We start from the raw sequence: 22,347 nt of genomic DNA, 5'->3' as shown, positions 1-22,347 counted from the left end.
GCTACTACTCCTTTTTTAGTTCATAAGGATCTGAAATGGTTCCTGTTCGATTAATTTTAACGGTTGTTTCAACTGAGACGTCCACATCAGGGAAACGACTGTCCCAATCCTCTTTAATCGTCTTCCAATACTTTGGTTTTGTCCGATAAATGAGATCCCCAAAACCAAAAACGTCACTTTGGAAATCTTCTTGAACATCTGATACAGTGTCGTTTAAAAGGGTTGAAAGTTGATCGCTGAAGTTCTTTTCTAACCGCTTAATCGTGTCTACTTTCATCAATTCTATTTCACATTCAACATCAGCAATATTTCCTTCAACTGACACTTGAACGTTAAAATGGGGTTCTCCATCTTTAATGGTTACGGTTTTATTACTTGTTGCTTGCATGACCTCGATGGTAATACTGCCTTCTTCGTCTTTACACTTGAAATACTCAGCGGTGTTCTTTACATTTCCCATAATGTAATTGTAGCCTGTACTCTGAAGTTGATCCATCCAGCCAATTAATTGATCTCCTTTGAAAACGCCAAGAGAGTCAACGCGTACATCTGTAGGTGCCCCAACATCTTCTACGTTATCGAGATTACTCCCTTTTTTGAGATTACCGACATTGTACACACCACTTATTACAGGTTCTTTTCCATCTTCAAGGATGGTTGAGATTAATTGTTGTATTTTCATAACGAGAGAAGGGGCCCAGTATTCTCTTGACGTTTGCATAGAGAAATACATCTTGTTGGCAGGGATCTTCTCCATTGGTGTTAAAATCGTCAGCAAATCATGAGCTTCCATTCCTTTTGCTACTGCAATATGGAAGTCCGTTCTTAATTCGTGATCCCTAGTTAGGAAATCAAGTGTCTCTCTAATTCCCTCTCGTGCCAATTCTTCTCCAAAAACAACTTTCCTGATATGAGATAAATACACTTTTCGGGGTGCTTTGTCTGTGAGTCCTCTTAAGGCTTCAAACATGGAACGTCCTTCACTTGTATAAGTGGTAACCGCAGTTCGTGTTGAGATCGTCTTAGCTGCCACTTCTGCTGGGTTAATAATTTGCACCGTAAATTTATAACCATTCTCTGTCTTATCAAGGCCAATGCCGGTAGCGATAGCTATTTCGTCTAGTTCTCTTTTGCTCCAGCAACCCGTTAAACTAGTGAGTAAAAACAAAAGAGTAAAGCATAAGAGAAACCATCGTCTTATCATGATGAATCACCCTTTGGTGGTCGTGATGTTGCAGTTGGTTTATGCATGTCCTCTCGATCTATGTTCTTCTGGTTAATAAGGCGTTGGCGTGTAAATAGCCCCCAACGAGGAAAACGAAGAATGGTATCTTTCTGATCGCTCGTGATATATGGAGCTAAAGGACTTAAGTATGGAACCCCAAAAGAACGTAAACTTGCAAGGTGTAAAGCGAGCACAATTAAACCTAGTAAGATTCCGAATAAACCAAACGTTGCGGCCAAAACCATAAATAGGAAGCGGAGCATGCGAATCGAAATAGCGAAATCAAAGCTTGGAGATACAAAACTTGAAATCGCGGTCAGACTTACCACAATAATCATCGCGCTTGAAACGAGACCAGCTTCAACGGCTGCTTGCCCTAGCACCAGTGCGCCTACAATGGAGATTGCCGATCCAACCGCTTTTGGGAGCCTTACTCCAGCTTCTCGTAAAATCTCAAATGTGACTTCCATAATTAGCGCTTCTACTAAAGCAGGGAATGGAACGCCTTCTCGTTGTGAAGATAGATTAATGAGTAGAGACGTTGGAATCATTTCCTGGTGATAGGTTGTAAGCGCGATGTAGGCGGAAGGCGTTAAAAGAGCTAGAAAGAAAGCGATAAAGCGTATGATGCGAACGAGCGTTGCAAAGTCTGATCGTTGATAATAGTCTTCTGGTGACTGAAAGAATTGCATAAATAGAGCAGGGACGAGTAATACAAATGGTGATCCATCTACAATGATGGCGACGCGCCCTTCTAAGAGACCAGCTGCAATACTATCAGGGCGTTCTGAATTATATACTGTTGGAAAAGGGGTATATGTCTCATCCTGAATCAGTTCTTCTACATAACCGCTGTCTAATAAAGAATCAATATTGATTTGGTTTAACCGCTTATGAACTTCTTTAACGATTTTGTCGTTAGCTATGCCGTTCATGTAAACAACAGCAACATCCGTTTTGGTCTTGGTACCGATGGCTTGAGTGGTAATCCACAGGTTTGGATCTTTGATCTTACGACGGAGTAAAGCGGTATTGGTTCTTAGTGTTTCTGTGAAGCCATCTTTTGGACCTCGAACAACAGCCTGGGTGCTTGGTTCTTCCACACCACGGTCCTGCCAACCACGTGTACTAACACAGAGAGCTTTCGTTTCACCTTCTAAAAACAAAATGGTGTCTCCGGATAGAACGTGCAGGAGTACGTCGTCTAAAGTTTCAAGTTCGTCTAGTTCTCCGATAGTTAGTACATGATCTCGCACAGTATAGTACATACCTTTGTCTAAAGCTTGCTTACTTAATTGAGTTTGACGAACGTCAGACATGAGCGTTTCTAAGAGAGATTCATGGACTGTACTCTCATTAACAAGTCCATCCGTATAAACGAGTGCCATTTTTACCGTTCGCTTTTCTCCAATTTTGAACTTACGTATAACAAGATCCGTACTCTCCCCCAAAGAATTCTTAATGAAGGTAAGGTTTTGAGGAAGATCTTGATCAATAAGTGTAGGGCGCTCCTCGGCTTGTTCACTATTCTCTTTTTTCGTAAATAAACGAAATAACTTTTTCATAACCATCCCTCATAAAAGGCTGACTTATTAAATACTTTGGTGATGTAAAGGACTGAAGGGTGCCAGACACCCTTCAGTGCATTAAAGTGACACAAGGTGCCAGACACCCTTTAGTGCTTTGAAGGGTAAGAGGGTGTCTGACACGCTTTAGTTGGCTGAAGCGACACGGCGTGTTCTGTCTTAATCTTGTCGGGGATAACCGGGCGCTTTCGCTTTTCATGATCCAGCTCCAGCGCCCATCCCCTAGAGCTTAAGACAAACCTCTTTGTGGCAAATGTCTCCACACCGAGGGTTGTCTTAAGCTTGTCTGGGATAACCGGCCGCTTTCGCTTTTCTTGTTAGCTTCTACATTGTTTGGTAATTCATACATATTGTCAGTGATTATCTTTGAATCGAGATAGGGGAGGGGTTTCTGCGTGATTGGGGGAGGAGGATGTGGTAAAGTGGGAGGGGAAAAGATGAAAGGATGATTGGATGTACGGTTTAGAAGAAAAGCGTCAGCAAGTGTTAGACTATTTAAATAGCCTGTCAGATGAGCAAGCATCACAAAAGCCAGATGAGAATACTTGGTCCGTGCTTGAGGTAGCGGAACACCTTTATTTAATGGAAGGGTTCATCATCCAGAAGATTGATAAAACGATCCGCGGTGGCGAGCGTGTTGAGACGACTAAGAAGCCGATCCATCATACACCTGATCGTTCCCACAAAGTCGATGCACCTGAAGGCTTGAAGCCGAAGGGCGATTTCAAAACCATTCAAGATGCACTTGAAGGGTTGAAGCGATCTCGTGAAGCTACGTTATTCCTCCTTCACAATAAAGAAGAGGACACCCTTCAAAACTATTCCTTCCCGCATCCTGTATTTGGGGAGATGTCCCTTGAACAGTGGGCGGAGTTTATCGGTTGGCATGAGATTCGTCACCTTGAACAAATGAAAGAAGCAGTTGAGAAGAATAAATAGAATTTTCGGGAAAAACCCGGGGCTATTGGTCCCGGGTTTTCTAGTGCTATGGATGGATTTTGTTAGATTCGTTTCACCATAAATTGACTAGGAAACACGATCATTTTTATACTTACCATAGAGGGGAATGAATGTTCATTCCGCCTGGGATGTAATGGAGGGAACCATTATGGAAGCAGCGACAAACAAACGTGAAGATATTTTAGACGCAGCTCTTGTGCTTTTTGCAGAACGAGGCTTTGATGCGACAACAATTCCAATGATTGCAACAAGAGCCAATGTTGGAGCGGGTACGATATACCGCTATTTTGTGAACAAAGAGACACTTATGAACCAGCTTTTCAGACAGTACGTAACACGATTCCTCGATACTTTACGAAATGGTTTTCCGAGTAACGGAACATGTAGGCAACAGTTCAGTCATATATTTAACAGTATGGTTCGCTTCACGCTTGATAACGAACATGCACTGTACTTTATTAAAACGCATAACCGACCTCGGGTGCTCGACGAGGAAAGTCTGGCCTTATACCAAGAATTACTAGACTTTACGCGTGACTTTTTCGAAGCGGGTAAAGAAACAAATGAGATACGGAAGATGCCTGCCAATGCACTGATTGCCATTGTATTTGGTGCGTTTATTCAACTGCATCAACTTGTGCGTGAAGGTGCAGTGGATGAAACGAGAGAGTTGTTACGAGACTATGAAGAAAGTTGCTGGGATGCAGTTAGGGCTCATTAATGGCTCTAGTCTGCATTTTACCGAAAACGGAATGAATGTTCATTCCGCACCAAACCCTCTATTACATCTCTTACACCTATGTTTCCTATTAATTTATATAAGAAGGAATGATCGAGTATGACAAATGCTAGACAGATTCCATCCCCGAAGACGTATGGACCGCTCGGGAGTCTACCTCTAATTGATAAAGAAAAAATGATGCAATCTTTTATGAAACTTGCTGATGAATACGGGCCGATCTTTCAGTTTCAGTTTCCAAGTCGAGTGAGTACAATCGTATCGAACCATGCTTTAGTTTCAGAAGTTAGTGATGAATCAAGATTTGATAAAACTGTAGGACCCGCCTTACAAAATGTAAAAGCTTTTGGAGGGGACGGATTATTCACAAGTGAAACGTCAGAGCCAAACTGGAAAAAAGCACATAACATCTTACTTCCAAGCTTTAGCCAGCAGGCGATGAAAGGCTATCATGATAAGATGGCTGATATTGCTGTGCAGCTTGTGCAGAAATGGTCCCGTCTGAATGATTACGAAAGTATTCAAGTGACAGACGACATGACACGACTTACTCTTGATACCATCGGATTATGTGGATTTAATTACAGATTTAACAGTTTCTATCGAGAAGAACTTCATCCCTTTGTGCAGAATATGGTCCGTGGTTTAGATGAGGCTATGAATCAACTGCAACGCGTAGGACTGCAGGATAAATTAATGCTTCGAAAAAAACGTCAGTTCCAGCAAGATATTCAAGGGATGTTCACACTTGTCGACCAGCTGATTCAAGATCGTAAAGAACAAGGAGACCAAGGGGAAGACGATCTCCTATCTCATATGTTAAAAGGACGTGACCCTGAGACTGGGGAGAAGCTAAGTGATGAGAATATTCGCTTTCAGATTATTACGTTCTTAATTGCAGGACACGAAACAACAAGTGGCCTGTTATCGTTTGCCCTTCATTATTTAATGAAGAACCCTGATGTTTTAGAAAAAGCTTATGCTGAAGTGGACGAAGTATTAGGCGATAGTGGTGTTCCATCCTATAAACAAACAAAGCAGCTCAAATATGTACGTATGATTTTAAATGAAGCGCTTCGCTTATGGCCAACAGCCCCTGCATTCGGCCTTCATGCGAAAGAAGATACCGTTATCGGGGGAGATATTCCGATTGAAAAAGGTCAAACGGTTATGGTGCTTCTTCCTCAACTACACCGAGATCCTACCGTTTGGGGAGAAGATGTGGAAGCCTTTAAGCCAGAGCGCTTTGAGGACATGAAATCCATTCCACAGCATGCATTCAAACCATTCGGGAACGGTCAGCGAGCTTGCATCGGTCAGCAATTCGCCATGCACGAAGCAACGCTTGTGTTAGGAATGCTTTTACAAAACTTCAAGTTCATCGACCATGACAACTACCAGTTAGACGTAAAAGAAACCTTAACGTTAAAACCTGAAGGTCTAACGATGAGAGTCCAGCCACGCCGCTCGCAAATGGCCTTTCAAATGACAGCGCCTAAGCAGGAAAGTGACCAAAAAGAAAGTAAAAAAGAAGCTACTGTTCCAAAACACGGGACGCCACTTCTTCTTTTATACGGATCGAATTTAGGAACGGCAAAAGGTGTTGCTCGTGAATTGGCTGAGATCGGAGAAGCGAAAGGGTTTTCAACTCATATTGACTCCCTTGATGAATACGCAGGCCTCATGCCTTTAGAAGGAGCAGTGATTATCGTTTCAGCTTCTTATAACGGAAACCCACCTGACAATGCCCACGAGTTCGTTGCTTGGCTCGATTCAGCAGGTGACAATGAGCTACAAGGTGTTTGTTATACAGTGTTTGGTTGTGGCGACCGTAACTGGGCCAATACGTATCAAAGCATACCGAAGCTTATTGATGAGCAGATGACTAATAAAGGAGCTATATCCATCGCTACCCGCGGTGAAGGGGATGCGAGTGATGACTTCGAAGGCCAGTATGAAGCATGGGAAGAAGATCTATGGAACAAGCTTGCTGAAACATTTGATCTCGATTTTAAAGGGGGTACAGGCCAAACCGCCAATGCCTTAACGGTTGAATTTGTCGATGGAGTTACGAGTACACCTCTTGCGAAAGACCACAAAGCCTTCACGGCACGTGTCTCTCAAAATAAAGAGTTGCAAGGGGGAACAAGTGAACGAAGTACACGTCACTTAGATATCAAGTTGCCAGCGGGCGTCTCTTATAAAGAGGGGGATCATCTTGGAATCATCCCGCAAAACAATCAAGAGCTAGTCGACCGCGTCCTTCGCCGTTTCTCTCTTGATGGCAATCGGTTTATGGTCTTAAGCGGAAGCGGTGGCAAGACCGCTCATCTTCCATTAGATCATCCTGTTAGTATTTCTGACTTAATGACGCACTACGTGGAACTACAAGAACCGGCAACTCGTGCTCAAATTCGTGAACTCGCGGCAAACACAACGTGCCCTCCTCACAAAGTGGAGCTTGAAGACCTCTTGCAAGATGAGGTATATAAAACAGAAATACTTGCCAAGCGCACAACCATGCTTCAGTTACTTGAAAAATATATGGCGTGTGAACTGCCGTTTGATCGATTTGTTGCCTTATTGCCACCACTAAAAGCTCGCTATTATTCTATTTCGAGCTCACCTAGTGCGCAAGAAGGGATGCCAAGCATTACCGTCAGTATTGTACGCGGCCCTTCATGGAGTGGCGATGGTGAGTACAAAGGAGTAGCAAGTAACTATCTTGCTTCCTTAGAACCAGGCGATGAAGTGGCTTGTTTCATTAGTACACCTCAGTCGAACTTCCAGGTTCCTGAGTACAGTGAAACGCCAGTGATCTTAATTGGGCCAGGTACAGGTGTCGCGCCGTATCGTGGATTCTTACAAGCTCGTAAGGCACTCGAAGAATCAGGTCATAAGCTAGGTGAGGCACATCTATATTTCGGGTGCCGTCATCCTGAACAAGATTATTTATATCAAAATGAGCTCGAATCTTATCAGGAAGAAGGACTCGTGAATCTTCATACCGCTTTCTCTCGTTTAGCAGGCGAAGAGAAAACGTATGTGCAGGACTTGCTTCGTGAAGATCGTAAGCATGTGATTGAACTCTTAGACAGTGGCGCTCGTCTATACGTGTGCGGCGACGGTAGTCAGATGGCACCCGCTGTTGAAGAAGTCTTAATGGAAAGTTACGAAACGATTCATTCTGCCACTCGTGAAGAAGCAGCAGATTGGTTAGATGGTTTACAGCAAAAAGGAATATATGCAAAAGACGTTTGGGCTGAATAGGGCCGAACATGAACGAAGAGCGGAACCGGTAGCGGTTCCGCTCTTTTTGCGTGCCTGGTCCTAGAAGTTACTAAAGAGAGTGGGGAACTTACGAAAGAGAGGGGGAAGTTACGAAAAGAAGCGGAGAATTTACGAAAGAGAGCGTAGAATTTACGAAAGAGAGCGTAGAATTTACGAAAGGGAGCGTAGAATTTACCAAAGAGAGTAGAGAAGTTACTAAAAAGAATAGAATTGATTATAAACTAAAAAAAACGAGCCGCCCCGGCTCGTTTTTTCTGTATTCAAGTCCAGTCTATACGTTGCTAACCTGGCGCTTCTGCTTTTGTTACATCCAGCTCCAGCGCCCAGCAACTAGTAGACTTCCCTCACCTCCGGTCGATCAGTCAACATCGATTCGCCAGTGGCTCCTCGTGTTTCCTTGATCTCACTGCGGTTCAGTCCAGTCTATACGTTGCTAACCGGGCGCTATCGCTTTTGTAGTTTAATAGACTTTGTCTCCGTTAAAGATCGAATTCTTCACGACAACGTAATCTACGTGTTTGATCGCATCAAGATCTGTTCCGCCAGCATAGGAGATAGCAGATTGAAGGTCTTGTTGCATTTCGACTAGCGTGTCTTCAAGGGAGCCTTTGTGCTCGACGAACATTTTTTTACCTTCGACGTTTTTCTTCTCGCCTTTTTGGAACTCAGAGGCAGAGCCGAAGTATTCTTTGTAAAGCTTCCCATCGCGCTCGACAGTTTCACCAGGGGATTCTTCATGACCAGCGAATAAAGAACCGATCATCACCATCGTTGCGCCAAAACGTACGGATTTTGCGATATCACCGTGTGTACGGATTCCGCCGTCTGCGATGATTGGTTTTGAAGCGGCTTTCGCGCACCAGCGAAGGGCTGCTAGTTGCCAGCCACCTGTACCAAAGCCTGTTTTAATCTTTGTTATACATACTTTTCCTGGTCCAATGCCAACTTTAGTAGCATCGGCGCCGGCATTCTCTAATTCCCGAACGGCTTCAGGTGTACCAACGTTTCCTGCGATGACGAAGGTGGAAGGTAAGTAGTTCTTGATATGTTGAATCATTTGAATGACTGCGTTGGAATGACCATGAGCAATGTCAATTGTAATGTAATCTGGAACGAGTCCTTCTGCTGCAAGTTCTTCAATAAATCCGTATTCCTCTTCTTTCACGCCGACACTAATAGAAGAGATTAGCCCGCGGGTTTTCATATCTTGAATGAAAGTACGGCGAGTTTCAGGCTCGAAGCGGTGCATCACATAGAAGTAACCTTTCTCAGCTAAGAACGTTGCGATTGTTTCATCTATTATGGTTTGCATATTGGCGGGCACGACAGGTAATTGGAAGGTATGGTTGCCTAACGTCACTTTTGTATCACATTCTGAGCGGCTATTTACGACACATTTTGCCGGAATTAATTGAACATCTTCATAATCAAACACATTTTCCATCATATACACTCCTAAAAGCGAATATTTAAATTCGCTTGAATCGTTATCGTTCGTACATTATGTAATGTAACGCATTTTTGTACGAATGTCAAAAGGGAATCCCTATTATAGTTCGGAAATTAATAATAAAAAAGGATCAACATCTCTTTTGAGACGCGATCCTTCTTTAATTTACGAACTTTTATTGTATTCGGCTCGTTTAATGAACGATATTTCTTCTTCGATCACTCCACATGCTGCACATTGAACGCGAATCTCTGGCCCGCGATATTGCATATGCATAGGCTGGGAGGAGAGATCCTCATATTCTTCAACGATTTCCCCTGTTTGGGGATTTTTCTTCACTGGGGTAACGACTTGTTCAATAAGATTGAAACGCGTCTTGTTCGTTTTGCAATTCGGACAAAGATAAGGAGAAGAGTGTTCAGTAATCATGAATGAAAACCTCCTTTAATGATTTATTTTAGTATGTACACTTTTACATTCTTTACTCAGTCTTATAACTGTTAGATTCAGTTCGGTAATATGAGTCGGGGTTACCCAATCGTACCGAAGATCTTTGAAAGCAGCGCACCACGGCCCAAATCCCGACGCACCGTAAGGCCAAAGAAGATCTTAATGATCCTTTACAATCTCCTCCGCAATCAATTGCCCTATAGAGGCAATCCATTCGCGACCTTCCTGATTTTTTGTGAGATCATCAGTTAAAACAGCAGCATAGACGGACTGACCTTTATATTCAAAAAAACCCACGTCATGTTGGGCGCCTTCAAGTTCGCCTGTTTTGTGAAAGATCTCGATTTCTTCTGTTGAAGTGAAAGATCCGAGCATGTCTTTACATTGTTGATTATGTAGAATCTTTTTCATTGCTATTTGATCTTCTTTAGAGAAAAGCGGGTGTGGTTCGTTGATTGCTTGTAAACAAGTTATCATATCCCCTGCAGTAGTGCGGTTTTCGAAGCCTTTCTCGACTGCTGCAGAATCCATGAAGAAGCGTTCCAAGATAGAATTCTCGCAACCGAGTTGATACATCAGCGAATTCACGCTTTCCATACCGACTGCTTTTAACACAAGATTGGAAGCTGTGTTGTCAGATACGATGATCATAAGTTCGATGAGCTGGCGTAATGAATAGTTTTGCTGGCCGGATAAATAGTGAATCACTCCTGCGCCAGCCACTTCTTCAGAAGGCTTTATAGTATGTAATTTGTCTAGGTTTAGTTTTCCTTCTCTATGTTTGCGAAACGCCTCCATCATAATGGGAACCTTGATGACACTTGCGGCGCGGAAGGGGATGTTTTCATTTTTGGAGATAATAGTGCGATTGTTGTTGCGGATCAATATTGAGTAAGGAGCATTTTTTTGAGAGATTAGATGTTCTACTTTGCTATCGATCTTGTTCATTGTCCATCACCTTTACTTTTTTATTTTTACCATAACAGATTCTCCCAGCCCGTTGCCATTTATATAGAAGAAAATCCCTTGTTGTATATGTCAGAATATGGAGATATTTGTCGTACGGTTTAGGTTGCGTAGTCATATGGGCTGATATATAATCGAGTCAACAAATTGAAAACGGTTTCAAAAAGTGGTTCAGTACATATGTCTGCATTTTGAAACTTTTAATCTAGTCATTTTTGAAATCGGTTTCAAAAATATCTTCTCCCAAAGAAAGGGGGGTGGTTATGGTTACGATTGATGATGTGGCGAAACGGGCCGGGCTATCGAAGTCAACCGTTTCAAGAGTGATAAATGACTACCCACACGTATCCATTAAGAAGAAAGAGAAAGTGTTTGAAGCGATGAAGGAACTTGGATACGTTCCTAATTCATCGGCGAGGAGTCTTCGAAATAAGAAAACACAAATGATTGCAGTACTTATTCCTCGAATCATGAATCCATTCTTCGGTCAACTGGCAGAATCGATGGAATTACAAGCAGCGAAGCATGGCTATCAACTATTAATCTGTCAGACGATGTACTCAAAAGAAACGGAGCTTAAGCATCTGGAGCTTTTAAAAATGAAGCAAGTTGATGGAATGATCTTAACGTCAATCGAGAACGAATGGGACGTAGTGAAAGAGTATTTATCTTATGGTCCGATGATTCTTTGTAATGAGTTTGAAGAAGAGGCAACGATCCCGACCGTTAAGTTTGATCAAGTTCATGGGGGCTATGTGGCGACGAAACATTTAATTCGACAGGGACATACGAAGATTGCGTACTGTACAGGGGGCCAGAAAAGTAACGTGGGGCAGCATAGGCGAAGGGGATTTGATCTTGCTTTAGAAGAATTTCACTTATCCTTTGATGAGCGCCATGGGTTCTATGATGCGTTTTCCATTGAAGATGGCATCCGGATTTTTAAACAGATCAATCAGATGCCTGACCCACCTACCGCTGTTTTTACAGGAAGTGATGAAGTGGCAGCAGGGATCATTACAGGGGCGAAGGAATACGGGGTGAAAGTGCCTGAAGCGTTAGCTGTAATTGGTTTTGACAATCAGGTGATTACGAAACTGATGGACCCGAAGATCTCAACTGTAGAACAACCGATTCCCTTCTTAGCCAAGAGGGCAGTTGAGGTTATGGTTGACCGTATTCATCACAAAGGGAACGACGAAGAAGTGTATGAGTATCCATTAGAGTTAATTATCAGAGAGTCAACAGTCAGTCCAATCCGGGCTGTTGAATAAATCGCTTTAATGAAAGCGGATTCAAAATTAAGGGGAGGTCTTTTAATGAAAATGAAGCACTGGTTGTTGTCGTTTATGTTGGTGTTCGTGTTAGCTCTTGCAGCTTGTAGTGGAGATGATGATCCAACATCCTCTACGGATAATGAAGATGATTCTACAACAGAAGAAACAGATACATCATCAGACAATAGTGGAGAAGAAGCTGAGGGATCTGATGAGGTTGTCACACTAGTTTATGCCCGTGGTGCAGACTCCACAGAAGGCACAAATAAAATTGTAGAAGCCTTTAATGAGCAACATCCAAACATTCAAGTTGAATTTCGTGAAATGCCTTCTGACTCAGGCCAACAGCATGACCAATACGTAACGATCCTTAACGCTGAGTCTTCTGAAATTGATGTGATGGACCTAGACGTAATCTGGCCGGCTGAATTCGCTCAAGCTGGTTACGTGTTACCGCTTGATCGTTTCCTTCAGAAAGATGGCATCAATACAGATGATTACAACCAGGGTGCCTTGTCAGCTGCTACCTTTAACGGGAAACAGTGGGCCTTGCCGAAGTTTATTGATACAGGCCTATTATTCTATCGCACCGATATCATCTCAGAGGATCAAGTACCAACGACTTGGGATGAGCTTATTGCCTCTGCTAAAGAGAACAAAGGTGCAGAAGGAACTGAATTTGGCTACTTAATGCAAGCGAAACAATACGAAGGTTTAGTGACAAACGCTATTGAATACATCGCTTCTTACGGTGGTGCTATTCTAAACGAAGATGGAGAGATCGTCGTCAATAGCCCGGAAACCATCAAAGGACTCTCCAAAATGGTTGAAGTTGCAACGTCTGACTTCGTTCCTGGTAACATCACAACGTTTACGGAAGTAGAATCTCACACAGCATTTATTGAAGGACAGTCTCCATTCATTCGTAACTGGCCTTACCAATGGAATCTAGCAAATGATGAGAGTGAATCAAACATTGTAGGTAATATCGGAGTTGCTCCACTTCCAGCAGGTGATGCAGGTTCTGCAGCAGCACTTGGTGGCTGGATGACAGCGATTAACAAATATTCAGAGCATCCTCAAGAAGCGTGGGAGTTCGTTAAATTCATGACAGGTCCAGAAGGTCAGAAGATCTCTGCGATCCACGGCGGATTAGCGCCGACACTTCCAGCATTGTTTGAAGACGAAGAAGTGCTTGAGGCAAATCCTTTCTTCAAACAAGAAGGTTTCCAAGAAGGTCTTGAAGCAGCGGTTTCACGCCCTGTAGCACCAAACTATCCAGAAGTTTCTGAGATTATTCAAATCAATGTATCAAAAGCCATCGCTGGTGAGCTTACTCCAGAAGAAGCAGCGGCGAATATGGAAAAAGAATTACAAGAAGTGATGCAATAAGTTCTTTTTAGAGAGATGAAGATAAGGGCGACTCTTTTTTCCAACTTTATAAATGACATTCGTTTATATCGTGGGGAGAGGAGTGCCCTTTTTCTACTCTTTTGACCCTTTAGGGCAATAAAGGAGGAGGTTGTCGTGTCGACTCGGCTGAAGAGTTCAAAGCAAGACGTCACCACAAAGGTAAATGATGCAAAGAAGAAAGAGAGAAGAACTGGTTTTCTTTTAGTTGCTCCATCGTTAATCCTCATTTTGGTGATTGCCATTTGGCCAGTTTTGCAATCTTTTTATTTTAGTTTATTTGACTACAGATTAAATGAACCCACCAAGTCTAGTATTCATTTAGATTATACCCTCGACCTTGAGCGATACTTAAATAATCAACCATTCTTAGTCACAGCGCTCGACCAAGAGATCGATGATGCACCACCAGAGGTTCAAGGTCAGCTCCAAGATATGAAGGAAGAATTAACGGAGTTTGATGAGAAGTTACGAGAACAGGACGGCGTGGCTGGACCTTATGAGGAAGTAGACGAACTCCTCTTTAACTTCGAAGTTCCGAGTGAGGATCTTAAGTTTGTTGAAATTGACCGATCATTTGGTGAAGAGTTTGATGAAGAGTTCGAATCCATTAATGAAGAGTTAAACACGCTGCAAGCGGAGGGAGTGCTTCAACAGGGAGACAAGCTAACCGGTCTCTCAAACGCCTTACTCCAAACGGTCGTCGAGTCAAACTTTATAGGGCTAGACCACTATAAGAATAGCTTAACGGAGAAGAGAATGTGGGTTTCCCTTATGAATACGGGGGTCTTCACAGTCATCTCAGTAGGACTCGAGCTTGTTCTTGGTATGGCAATCGCGCTCCTTATTAATAAAGCGTTCTTCGGTCGCGGTATGGTGCGGGCTGCTATCTTAATACCATGGGCGATTCCAACGGCTGTATCTGCTAAAATGTGGAGCTTTCTGTATGATGGTCAGAACGGGATCATTGCCAAATTCTTTGCTGATATAGGCATTATCGATCAAATGAGTACCCTTCTCACCACTCCATTTGGCTCGATGGCAGCGGTTATTTTAACAGACGTATGGAAAACAACCCCGTATATGGCTCTTCTTTTACTAGCAGGGTTGCAGACGATTCCGAGTTCATTGTATGAGGCTTCTTCAATTGATGGAGCAAGCAAATGGAAGCAGTTCACCCAAATTACTCTTCCGCTTCTTAAATCGAGTCTTCTTGTTGCCTTGTTGTTCCGTACACTCGATGCCTTCCGTGTGTTTGATTTAATTTACGTGTTAACAGGCGGTGGGCCAGCGAACGCAACTGAAACAATCTCGCTGTTTTCTTATAAAGTTATGTTTGGGCAAACGAACTTTGGAGAAGGTTCGGCGCTTGCGGTTATCGTGTTTATCTGTGTAGCGATTATCTCAATGATTTACATTAAATTCTTAGGCTCAGACTTACTTGGAGACGGAGCGAAAAAATAAGGAGTGATCTAGATGCAGAAAAAAGCAGGGGTAGGCTTCTACCTATTCTTAGCGGTGTTTATATTCATCATCATGTTCCCGTTTCTGTGGATCTTATTGAGCTCCGTCAAGCCGGTAGCTGAATTGTTTGGTGATGAAGCATTTAATTGGTTTACAAACAATCCAACAGTTGAGAACTATGTGTCTGTCTTTGTGAATTATCCATTTTTGAAGTACCTATGGAATAGTACTGTCGTAGCGACGATTACAACGGTTTATACCGTTTTTGTAGCGGCTTTTGCAGCTTATGCGATAGCCCGTCTTGAATTCCCTGGGAAAACCGTAATTCTAGGCGTCGTGTTATCCGTTTCTATGTTTCCGCAAATTGCAACGATTTCACCGATCTATATTTTTATGAAGAATTTGGGTTTAACGAATAGTTATCTCGGGTTAATTATCCCATATACGACATTTGCACTACCTTTATCGATCTGGTTACTCGTTACGTTTTTCCGTAAGATCCCGTTCGATTTAGAAGAGTCAGCGAAAATGGACGGTGCGTCTATGATGCAGACGTATTTCAAGATTATTTTGCCACTTGCTGTGCCGGGAATTTTTACGACAGCAATCTTAGTGTTCATAGCAGCATGGAATGAGTTTCTATTTGCTTTAACGATTAATACAGCGGAAAGTCATAAGACGGTGCCGGTTGGTATTGGCATGTTCCAGGGACAGTACACGATTCCTTGGGGAGAGATCACTGCGGCAACGGTTATTGTAACCGTGCCACTTGTCATTATGGTGCTGTTATTCCAGCGTCGAATCGTATCTGGTCTGACTTCAGGTGCTGTAAAAGAATAAACGAGGGGGATTTAAGAAATGGAACAATCAACGCAATGGTGGAAGAACTCGGTCGTCTATCAAATTTATCCGAGAAGCTTTAATGACAGCAACGGCGATGGTATTGGAGATTTAGAAGGCATTATCGAAAAGCTTGACTATCTTGTTGAGCTTGGGATTGATGTCATCTGGCTCTCACCGATCTATAAGTCCCCTAATGATGATAACGGCTATGATATTAGTGATTATCAGGACATTATGACAGAGTTCGGTGACCTTGAAACGTGGGATCGGTTAATTACAACGATGCACGAGAAAGGGCTTAAGCTTGTGATGGACCTTGTCGTCAATCACACGTCTGATGAACATCCTTGGTTCCAGGAGGCGAAGAAGTCTAAAGACAACCCATATCGCGACTTTTATATTTGGCGCCCACCTAATGAAGAGGGGAAAGAGCCAAACAACTGGCTATCTTTCTTCAGCGGTTCAGCGTGGGAGTATCATGAGCCAACGGGAGAGTACTATCTTCATTTATTTACGAAGAAGCAGCCAGACTTGAACTGGGAGAATCCGGACGTGCGTCAGAAAGTGTACGAAATGATGCGCTGGTGGCTAGATCGCGGTGTCGATGGTTTCCGCATGGACGTCATTAACTTAATTTCAAAAGTGGAAGGGCTACCGGATGCGCCAGTCACGAAGCCTGATGATGAATTCCAGTGGGGCAGCGACTATTTCGCAAACGGCCCTCGTTTCATGGAATTTATGCAGGAGATGAAAGAAGAAGTGCTTGACCATTACGATATTCTGACCGTTGGAGAAACTGGATTTGTAACGCCTGAGGAAGGAAAGCAGTTTACGAATGAAGATTCAGGCGTACTATCGATGTTATTCCAGTTCCAGCACATGGATGTTGATGCGCAGCCTGGTGGTCAGATGGGGAAATGGGAAGAAAAAGACTGGAAGCTCACTGAGTTAAAAGAGATTATGTCAAAATGGCAGGTTGAGCTCTTTAATAAGGGGTGGAACTCTCTTTACCTTGAGAACCATGACCAGCCTCGTTCGGTTTCTCGCTTCGGTGATGATGGAGAGTACCATTCTGAAAGCGCCAAAATGCTCGCGACCTGGCTTCATATGATGCAAGGCACGCCATATGTATACCAGGGTCAGGAAATTGGAATGACAAACGTGCACTTCCCGTCCATCGATGATTATGAAGACGTTGAGATCCGTAACCTGTGGCAGGATATGGTCGTTGAAAAAGGGCATGACCCTGACAAAATCTTAAAAGCCATCCATGAAAAAGGCCGTGACAATGCCCGCACACCGATGCAGTGGGATGCTTCTGAGAACGCCGGATTCACATCAGGTACTCCTTGGCTGAAAGTCAATCCGAATTACGACCAGATTAATGTTGAGAAAGAGCGCGAGAACCCAGATTCGATCTTTCATTACTATAAGAAGCTAATCGCTCTTCGAAAAGAACATGAGGTCATTGTGAACGGCGATCACACCCTCATTTGGCCAGAAGATGAAGAAGTGTATGCCTATAAGCGTGAACATGAAGGAGAAACGCTAGTTGTAGTAACGAACTGGACAGGAGAAACCATTAAACGTCCATGGCCAGAAGACGTAAGCTTTGATGGAGCTTCCGTTATGATTCACAACTACAACGAGTCACCTGACGCATCTAAAGAAGGCATCACCCTTCGCCCGTACGAAGCCGTCGTTTACCACCAAAAATAGAGGCTCAAAAAGCAAGTAGCTGGTACCAGCTACTTGCTTTTTTATGCTTTAGAGAAGTGAAGGGTGCCAGACACCTGGTAGTGCTTTAGAGCGTGAAAGGGTGTCTGGCACGCGTCTTTACTTTAGAGTGCGAAAGGTTGGGTAATGTTGCCAGGTTTATAGTATTAGGTCTTTTGGGAAAGTGTAATGATGTGATACTACTTAAGGAGGTTTTAGAGATGAGTAAAGTTGCAGTAATTACAGGTGCAGGTAGTGGGTTAGGTCGCTCTACAGCATTACGCCTCGCAGAAGAAGATGTGAATATCTCTGTTGTAGATATAGATGAAGAGGGCGGTAATGAAACAGTCAAGCAGTTAAAAGAAGCTGGTGTTGACGCGATTTTTATTAAGGCAGACGTCTCAAAACCTGATGAAGTAAAGAATTATGTAGATGAGACGGTCAATCACTTTGGTACTATTGATTATTTCTTTAATAATGCTGGTATCTCAGGCAGTGGTGGCTATTTCTTAGATACAGAAGTAAGCGAAATCGAAAAGATTGTAGACATTAACTTAATGGGTGCATTATATGGCGTTCGATACGTAGCTGAAGTAATGGTCAAAAATGGTGGAGGCGCGATTGTGAATACATCCTCAAGTGCAGGTGTGATTGGACAAGATTCCGTTGTGACTTATTCCGCAACAAAACACGCCATGATCGGCTTAACGAAAAGTTTAGTAGCCGAATACGCAAAAGACGGCCTTCGTGTAAATGCGATTGCCCCAGGCCCAACTGAAACACCAATGGTAAAAGAATTCTTTGAGAATAACCCGAACATGAAAGAAAGTGCCGAAAATGGCATCCCGCAAAAACGTCTAGGCACACCAGAAGAAGTAGCAGAAACCGTGGCGTTTTTACTAACATCTAAAGCTCAATATATTAATGGGGATGTTATTCGCATTGATGGTGGCTTTACTAATACGAAATCGTAAATGAAATGAAAGAAAACGTGAGCGCCAAGTAACAGCGCTCACGTTTTTTATAACTACATAACTTTAGTGATGCGAAGTGTGAAAGGGTGTCAGGCACACGGAAGTGCTTTAGAGCGATAAAGAGTGTCTGACACGCGTCCGTGCTTTATAGTGAGAAAGAGTTTTATAGGGGTTGCTTTTTTGGGGGAGCAGGAGTTAAATAAGGTATACTATATAGAATTTTTTATAATGGTTTTTTGGGAAGGGGAGGGTGAGGATGAAACGAAGAGAGAAGCGAATGGAGTGGAATCCGCCCCAGATTTTAATCACAACATTTCTTAGCCTTATTCTATTAGGAACTTTGATTCTTCTTCTGCCGATTTCGACAACAGATGGAATTTCCTTTATTGACGCTCTTTTCACATCTACATCAGCCATGACTGTTACAGGACTTGTGGTAGTTGATACAGGTACAGCTTTTACGTATTTCGGGGAAATCGTCATTATGATGTTAATTCAGCTCGGCGGGTTAGGAATTATGACGTTCGCGGTCCTCATTTACCTTGCTTTGGGGAGAAAGATCGGCATTCGCGAGCGTTTATTAATCAAACAAGCACTAAATCAAAATACAATTGGTGGCGTCATCGCTTTGGCTAAGCGATTGTTAATTTTCAGTTTGATCATGGAAGCGATGGCTATTGTGTTCCTCTCACTTGTTTGGGTACCAGAACTCGGGTGGGGGCAAGGGCTCTATGCAAGTGTCTTCCATGCGATATCAGCGTTTAATAATGCCGGTTTCTCGATATGGTCCGATAGTTTATCTGGCTATGTAGGGGATCCTGTCATAAACATCGTTATTACCATTTTATTTATCATTGGGGGAATTGGGTTTACCGTCGTGTTCGATATGTGGCAAAGTAAAGAATTTCGCCAGGTATCCTTACATTCTAAGCTCATGATTATAGGTACGCTTGCGATTAATATCTTTAGCTTTCTTATGATTTTTGTCCTTGAATACAACAACCCTAACACATTGGCATCGATGTCGACACCAGATCAGATTCAATCGGCTTATTTTCAGGCGGTAACCCCGAGGACGGCAGGGTTTAACACACTAGACATTGGCTCAATGGAGCACGCGTCTCTTTTTTATATGATAATCTTGATGTTTATTGGCGGAGGAAGCGCCTCGACGGCAGGTGGTATTAAGTTAACAACTGCAATTTTAATTGTGCTAGCCACGTTTACGTTTTATAAACAGAGAGAGGAAGTCGTGACGTTTAAGCGGAGCCTTCCTTATTCATTAGTACTAAGAGCCTTGTCTCTTGCGATGGGGAGTGTACTCGTGGTCCTGGTCGCCATATTCATACTCAATTTAACCGAAGACGCCCCATTTTTAGATATTGTATTTGAAGGCGTCTCTGCCTTTGGGACAGTTGGCTTGTCGATGGGCTTAACCGGTAGCTTGACGATCATTGGCAAAATAACGATTATCTTAACGATGCTCGTTGGAAAACTAGGTCCGCTTACCTTCGCATTCGCTTTTGCCAAACACCGGATTGACCGGGTGAAATACCCGAAAGAAGATGTGCTAACGGGGTAAGTGAAACATAGTCCTTGACCAACGATACGCATATTGGTACCATTACATTTATTCAAAAGAATAGTGGCTGTGAAGGTTATGGGTAACACTATAACTGGAGCCAATCCTGGAGAGATCGCTTTTAAAGCGACGCCGAAGGGTTCATGATCTCAGGCAACCGGACAGGAACGAACTTACATACAGAATACGTGTATGGGTACGTTTGTCTGAGATCGGCGAGAGCTGATCTCTTTTTTTGTTCACAGAAAATAAAGTCAGAGGTGGATCATCATGGAAAAACGTAAAGCAGTAGTAAGCGTCATCGGAAAAGACCAAGTCGGCATTATCGCGAACGTGACAAACGTACTCGCAGAATATAAATTAAACGTACTCGATATCAGCCAAACGATTGTGGAAGAATACTTCACTATGATCATGATTATCGATGTGAAAGAAGCGCATGATTTAGATGAAATCAGAAAAGTACTACAAGAAACTGGCGAGAACTTAGGCGTGCAAATTAGTCTGCAGCTAGAAGAAGTCTTCCAGTCGATGCACCGCATTTAAGGAGGCCTCCCCATGAATATTGCATTTAATGAAATAACAGAAACCATACGTATGGTCCAAATGGAGAACCTTGATATCCGTACCGTTACAATCGGCATTAGCCTGCGCGACTGCGCCGATTCAGATATTGAAAAGCTAAAAGAAAATGTCTACAACAAAATCACAACCTACGCAAAAGACTTAACGACCGTAGCAGAGCAGGTTGAGAAAGAATACGGCGTACCAATCATCAATAAGCGAATCTCGATTACGCCTGTATCTGAGATTCTCGGTAATGCAACGGTCGCAGAAGCAGTTGAAGTCGCAAAATCATTAGACCAAGCAGCAAAAGACCTGGGCGTTGATTTCATCGGAGGCTATTCCGCCCTTACGCATAAAGGCGTAACAAAAGGCGATCAAACTCTAATCGACTCTCTTCCTGAAGCCCTAAGCGTAACTGAGCGCGTGTGTGGTTCTGTATCTGTAGCGACCACTCGCACCGGAATCAACATGGACGTAGTCAAACAAATGGGATACGTTATCAGTGACGCTGCAGAACGAACGAAGGATCAAAACGGAATCGCTTGTGCCAAGCTCGTCATCTTCAGTAATCCAGTAGAAGACAACCCATTTATGGCCGGCGCTTTCCATGGAACAGGTGAAGGCGAAGCGGTCCTGAACGTTGGGGTTAGTGGGCCTGGTGTTGTATTGAGCGCACTCAAGCGTTACCCAGAAGCGGATCTTGGAGAAGTATCTGAAGTTATTAAAAATACTGTTTTCAAAATCACTCGCGCTGGTGAACTCGTTGGACGTCAGGTAGCTGAACGAATCGGCGTTCCATTCGGTATCCTTGACCTATCCCTTGCACCAACGAATGCGCTAAACGACAGTGTCGCCCGTATTTTAGAAGAGATCGGACTTGAACGCGTCGGAACACACGGCACAATCGCTGCGCTCGCTCTTATGAATGACGCCGTGAAAAAAGGCGGGGCTATGGCGAGCTCGTACGTTGGCGGCTTGAGCGGTGCGTTTATCCCGGTGAGTGAGGATGAAGGCATGATCGAAGGGGTAACAGAAGGGTCCCTTTCCCTGTCAAAACTTGAAGCGATGACATGCGTATGTTCTGTGGGTCTTGATATGATCGCCCTAACCGGTGACGCATCACCTGCAACATTATCTGGCATCATTGCTGATGAAGCCGCAATCGGCATGATCAATAAGAAAACAACAGCCGTACGCGTCATTCCGGTTCCAGGAAGAGAAGAAGGCGAAATGATCGAATTCGGCGGACTCCTTGGCCGCGCTCCAGTTATGGGCGTCAATCCATACAGCAGCGAAGGCTTCGTGAACCGTGGCGGACGTATCCCTGCACCGTTGCAGGCTTTGATTAATTAAATGTTTGTTAGGTGGACTGCCCAAACTTGGTTTGGGCAGTTTTTTGTTTGGGGCGAGGAGAATGGCTTAAGAAGGTGTAAAGCGACTCAAGCTGGGCCGGAACCGGCTCAAGCCCGCCCGGAAGTGGCTCGAGCTCCGCGGAACCGGCTCAAGTTTAGAGAAAGTGACACAAGCTAAGCAAAAATTGACTCAAGAAGCCAAGAAATCGGCTCAAGTTGGGTGCAAATGGCTCAAGAGGATGAAAACCGGCTCTAGTTGAGAAAAAAGTGGCTCTAGTAAGGGCGGTGGTGGCTCAAGAAGGTGTAAAGCGACTCAAGTTGGCCCGGAAGTGGCTCAAGCCCGCCCGGAAGTGGCTCGAGCTCCGCGGAACCGGCTCAAGTTTAGAGAAAGTGACACAAGCTAAGCAAAAATTGACTCAAGAAGCCAAGAAATCGGCTCAAGTTGGGTGCAAATGGCTCAAGAGGATGAAAACCGGCTCTAGTTGAGAAAAAAGT

Annotated in this window: 17 protein-coding genes and 1 riboswitch; of the genes, 12 read left to right on the top strand and 5 right to left on the bottom strand. The window is 43.5% G+C overall.

Features of this window, described 5'->3' with window-relative positions; all coding sequences use genetic code 11:
- Positions 1-4: 4 nt before the first annotated feature.
- Together N780_RS10205 and N780_RS10200 are read right to left on the bottom strand one after the other, a co-directional pair.
- Complete coding sequence (locus N780_RS10205; RefSeq protein ID WP_036783430.1) at positions 5-1,204, bottom strand: Ger(x)C family spore germination protein; 1,200 nt, start codon at positions 1,202-1,204, stop codon at positions 5-7.
- The gene (locus N780_RS10200; protein ID WP_232299522.1) at positions 1,201-2,790 is read right to left on the bottom strand and encodes a spore germination protein; all 1,590 of its coding nucleotides are present in this window, start codon (positions 2,788-2,790) and stop codon (positions 1,201-1,203) included. The genes N780_RS10205 and N780_RS10200 overlap by 4 nt, the downstream gene beginning before the upstream one ends.
- A 474-nt stretch (positions 2,791-3,264) precedes the next feature.
- On the opposite strand from N780_RS10200, the gene N780_RS10195 reads away from it, so the two are divergent.
- The 3 genes from N780_RS10195 (at position 3,265) to N780_RS10185 (ending at position 7,780) form a co-directional block, all read left to right on the top strand.
- Positions 3,265-3,750: a DinB family protein gene (locus tag N780_RS10195; RefSeq protein ID WP_036783426.1), complete on the top strand. Its 486-nt coding sequence runs from the start codon at positions 3,265-3,267 to the stop codon at positions 3,748-3,750.
- Between the two features lie 169 nt (positions 3,751-3,919).
- Complete coding sequence (locus N780_RS10190) at positions 3,920-4,492, top strand: TetR/AcrR family transcriptional regulator (protein WP_036783423.1); 573 nt, start codon at positions 3,920-3,922, stop codon at positions 4,490-4,492.
- A gap of 117 nt (positions 4,493-4,609) precedes the next feature.
- Positions 4,610-7,780 (top strand): bifunctional cytochrome P450/NADPH--P450 reductase, encoded by a 3,171-nt coding sequence (locus N780_RS10185; protein ID WP_036783420.1) that lies wholly within the window; start codon positions 4,610-4,612, stop codon positions 7,778-7,780.
- 481 nt (positions 7,781-8,261) lie between these two features.
- Here the strand turns inward: N780_RS10185 and guaC are convergent, their stop codons facing one another.
- The 3 genes from guaC to N780_RS10170 form a co-directional block, all read right to left on the bottom strand.
- Positions 8,262-9,245 carry a GMP reductase gene (guaC, locus tag N780_RS10180; RefSeq protein WP_036783416.1) on the bottom strand — a complete coding sequence of 328 codons (984 nt, stop codon included), beginning with the start codon at positions 9,243-9,245 and terminating at the stop codon, positions 8,262-8,264.
- Positions 9,246-9,416: 171 nt separating this feature from the next.
- Entirely contained in the window at positions 9,417-9,680 is a 264-nt protein-coding gene (locus N780_RS10175) for a hypothetical protein (protein WP_036783413.1), read from the bottom strand.
- Between the two features lie 180 nt (positions 9,681-9,860).
- On the bottom strand, positions 9,861-10,649 hold the full coding sequence (locus N780_RS10170) for a serine hydrolase (RefSeq protein WP_036783412.1): 789 nt from the start codon (positions 10,647-10,649) through the stop codon (positions 9,861-9,863).
- Positions 10,650-10,930: 281 nt separating this feature from the next.
- Here N780_RS10170 and N780_RS10165 point away from each other — a divergent pair, with 281 nt between their 5' ends.
- From N780_RS10165 to N780_RS10125, 9 genes are all read left to right on the top strand, one after another.
- A complete protein-coding gene (locus N780_RS10165) occupies positions 10,931-11,941 on the top strand; it encodes a LacI family DNA-binding transcriptional regulator (protein ID WP_036783411.1) in 1,011 nt (336 codons plus the stop codon).
- 45 nt (positions 11,942-11,986) lie between these two features.
- Positions 11,987-13,336, top strand: coding sequence for an ABC transporter substrate-binding protein (locus tag N780_RS10160; protein ID WP_036783410.1), 1,350 nt, complete (start codon positions 11,987-11,989; stop codon positions 13,334-13,336).
- A 147-nt stretch (positions 13,337-13,483) separates the two neighbouring features.
- On the top strand, positions 13,484-14,818 hold the full coding sequence (locus N780_RS10155) for a carbohydrate ABC transporter permease (protein ID WP_036783798.1): 1,335 nt from the start codon (positions 13,484-13,486) through the stop codon (positions 14,816-14,818).
- Between the two features lie 12 nt (positions 14,819-14,830).
- Positions 14,831-15,658 carry a carbohydrate ABC transporter permease gene (locus N780_RS10150; RefSeq protein WP_036783408.1) on the top strand — a complete coding sequence of 276 codons (828 nt, stop codon included), beginning with the start codon at positions 14,831-14,833 and terminating at the stop codon, positions 15,656-15,658.
- Between the two features lie 18 nt (positions 15,659-15,676).
- The gene (locus N780_RS10145) at positions 15,677-17,380 is read left to right on the top strand and encodes a glycoside hydrolase family 13 protein (protein WP_036783406.1); all 1,704 of its coding nucleotides are present in this window, start codon (positions 15,677-15,679) and stop codon (positions 17,378-17,380) included.
- Positions 17,381-17,598: 218 nt separating this feature from the next.
- Positions 17,599-18,351, top strand: a complete 753-nt coding sequence (locus N780_RS10140; protein WP_036783404.1) for an SDR family NAD(P)-dependent oxidoreductase — start codon at positions 17,599-17,601, stop codon at positions 18,349-18,351.
- A gap of 256 nt (positions 18,352-18,607) precedes the next feature.
- Positions 18,608-19,933 carry a TrkH family potassium uptake protein gene (locus N780_RS10135; RefSeq protein WP_036783401.1) on the top strand — a complete coding sequence of 442 codons (1,326 nt, stop codon included), beginning with the start codon at positions 18,608-18,610 and terminating at the stop codon, positions 19,931-19,933.
- A 96-nt stretch (positions 19,934-20,029) separates the two neighbouring features.
- Positions 20,030-20,108, top strand: a riboswitch (glycine riboswitch).
- Between the two features lie 95 nt (positions 20,109-20,203).
- A complete protein-coding gene (locus N780_RS10130) occupies positions 20,204-20,479 on the top strand; it encodes an ACT domain-containing protein (RefSeq protein ID WP_036783399.1) in 276 nt (91 codons plus the stop codon).
- Between the two features lie 12 nt (positions 20,480-20,491).
- A complete protein-coding gene (locus tag N780_RS10125; protein WP_036783398.1) occupies positions 20,492-21,853 on the top strand; it encodes a PFL family protein in 1,362 nt (453 codons plus the stop codon).
- Positions 21,854-22,347 lie beyond the last annotated feature (494 nt).

Origin of the sequence: Pontibacillus chungwhensis BH030062 (assembly GCF_000770675.1) — a bacterium.
GTDB lineage: Bacteria > Bacillota > Bacilli > Bacillales > BH030062 > Pontibacillus > Pontibacillus chungwhensis.
Note: the sequence above shows the minus strand (reverse complement) of the source record. Positions and strands in the feature narration are given on the sequence as shown.

Bases quoted from the DNA above. Each gene is read 5' to 3' on its own strand.
- N780_RS10165 (WP_036783411.1), top strand. From the start codon at position 10,931: ATGGTTACGATTGATGATGTGGCGAAACGGGCCGGGCTATCGAAGTCA.
- N780_RS10170 (WP_036783412.1), bottom strand. From the start codon at position 10,649: ATGAACAAGATCGATAGCAAAGTAGAACATCTAATCTCTCAAAAAAAT.
- guaC (WP_036783416.1), bottom strand. From the start codon at position 9,245: ATGGAAAATGTGTTTGATTATGAAGATGTTCAATTAATTCCGGCAAAA.
- N780_RS10125 (WP_036783398.1), top strand. From the start codon at position 20,492: ATGAATATTGCATTTAATGAAATAACAGAAACCATACGTATGGTCCAA.
- N780_RS10160 (WP_036783410.1), top strand. From the start codon at position 11,987: ATGAAAATGAAGCACTGGTTGTTGTCGTTTATGTTGGTGTTCGTGTTA.
- N780_RS10200 (WP_232299522.1), bottom strand. From the start codon at position 2,790: ATGAAAAAGTTATTTCGTTTATTTACGAAAAAAGAGAATAGTGAACAA.
- N780_RS10130 (WP_036783399.1), top strand. From the start codon at position 20,204: ATGGAAAAACGTAAAGCAGTAGTAAGCGTCATCGGAAAAGACCAAGTC.
- N780_RS10175 (WP_036783413.1), bottom strand. From the start codon at position 9,680: ATGATTACTGAACACTCTTCTCCTTATCTTTGTCCGAATTGCAAAACG.
- N780_RS10190 (WP_036783423.1), top strand. From the start codon at position 3,920: ATGGAAGCAGCGACAAACAAACGTGAAGATATTTTAGACGCAGCTCTT.
- N780_RS10135 (WP_036783401.1), top strand. From the start codon at position 18,608: ATGAAACGAAGAGAGAAGCGAATGGAGTGGAATCCGCCCCAGATTTTA.
- N780_RS10145 (WP_036783406.1), top strand. From the start codon at position 15,677: ATGGAACAATCAACGCAATGGTGGAAGAACTCGGTCGTCTATCAAATT.
- N780_RS10140 (WP_036783404.1), top strand. From the start codon at position 17,599: ATGAGTAAAGTTGCAGTAATTACAGGTGCAGGTAGTGGGTTAGGTCGC.
- N780_RS10205 (WP_036783430.1), bottom strand. From the start codon at position 1,204: ATGATAAGACGATGGTTTCTCTTATGCTTTACTCTTTTGTTTTTACTC.
- N780_RS10195 (WP_036783426.1), top strand. From the start codon at position 3,265: ATGTACGGTTTAGAAGAAAAGCGTCAGCAAGTGTTAGACTATTTAAAT.
- N780_RS10150 (WP_036783408.1), top strand. From the start codon at position 14,831: ATGCAGAAAAAAGCAGGGGTAGGCTTCTACCTATTCTTAGCGGTGTTT.
- N780_RS10185 (WP_036783420.1), top strand. From the start codon at position 4,610: ATGACAAATGCTAGACAGATTCCATCCCCGAAGACGTATGGACCGCTC.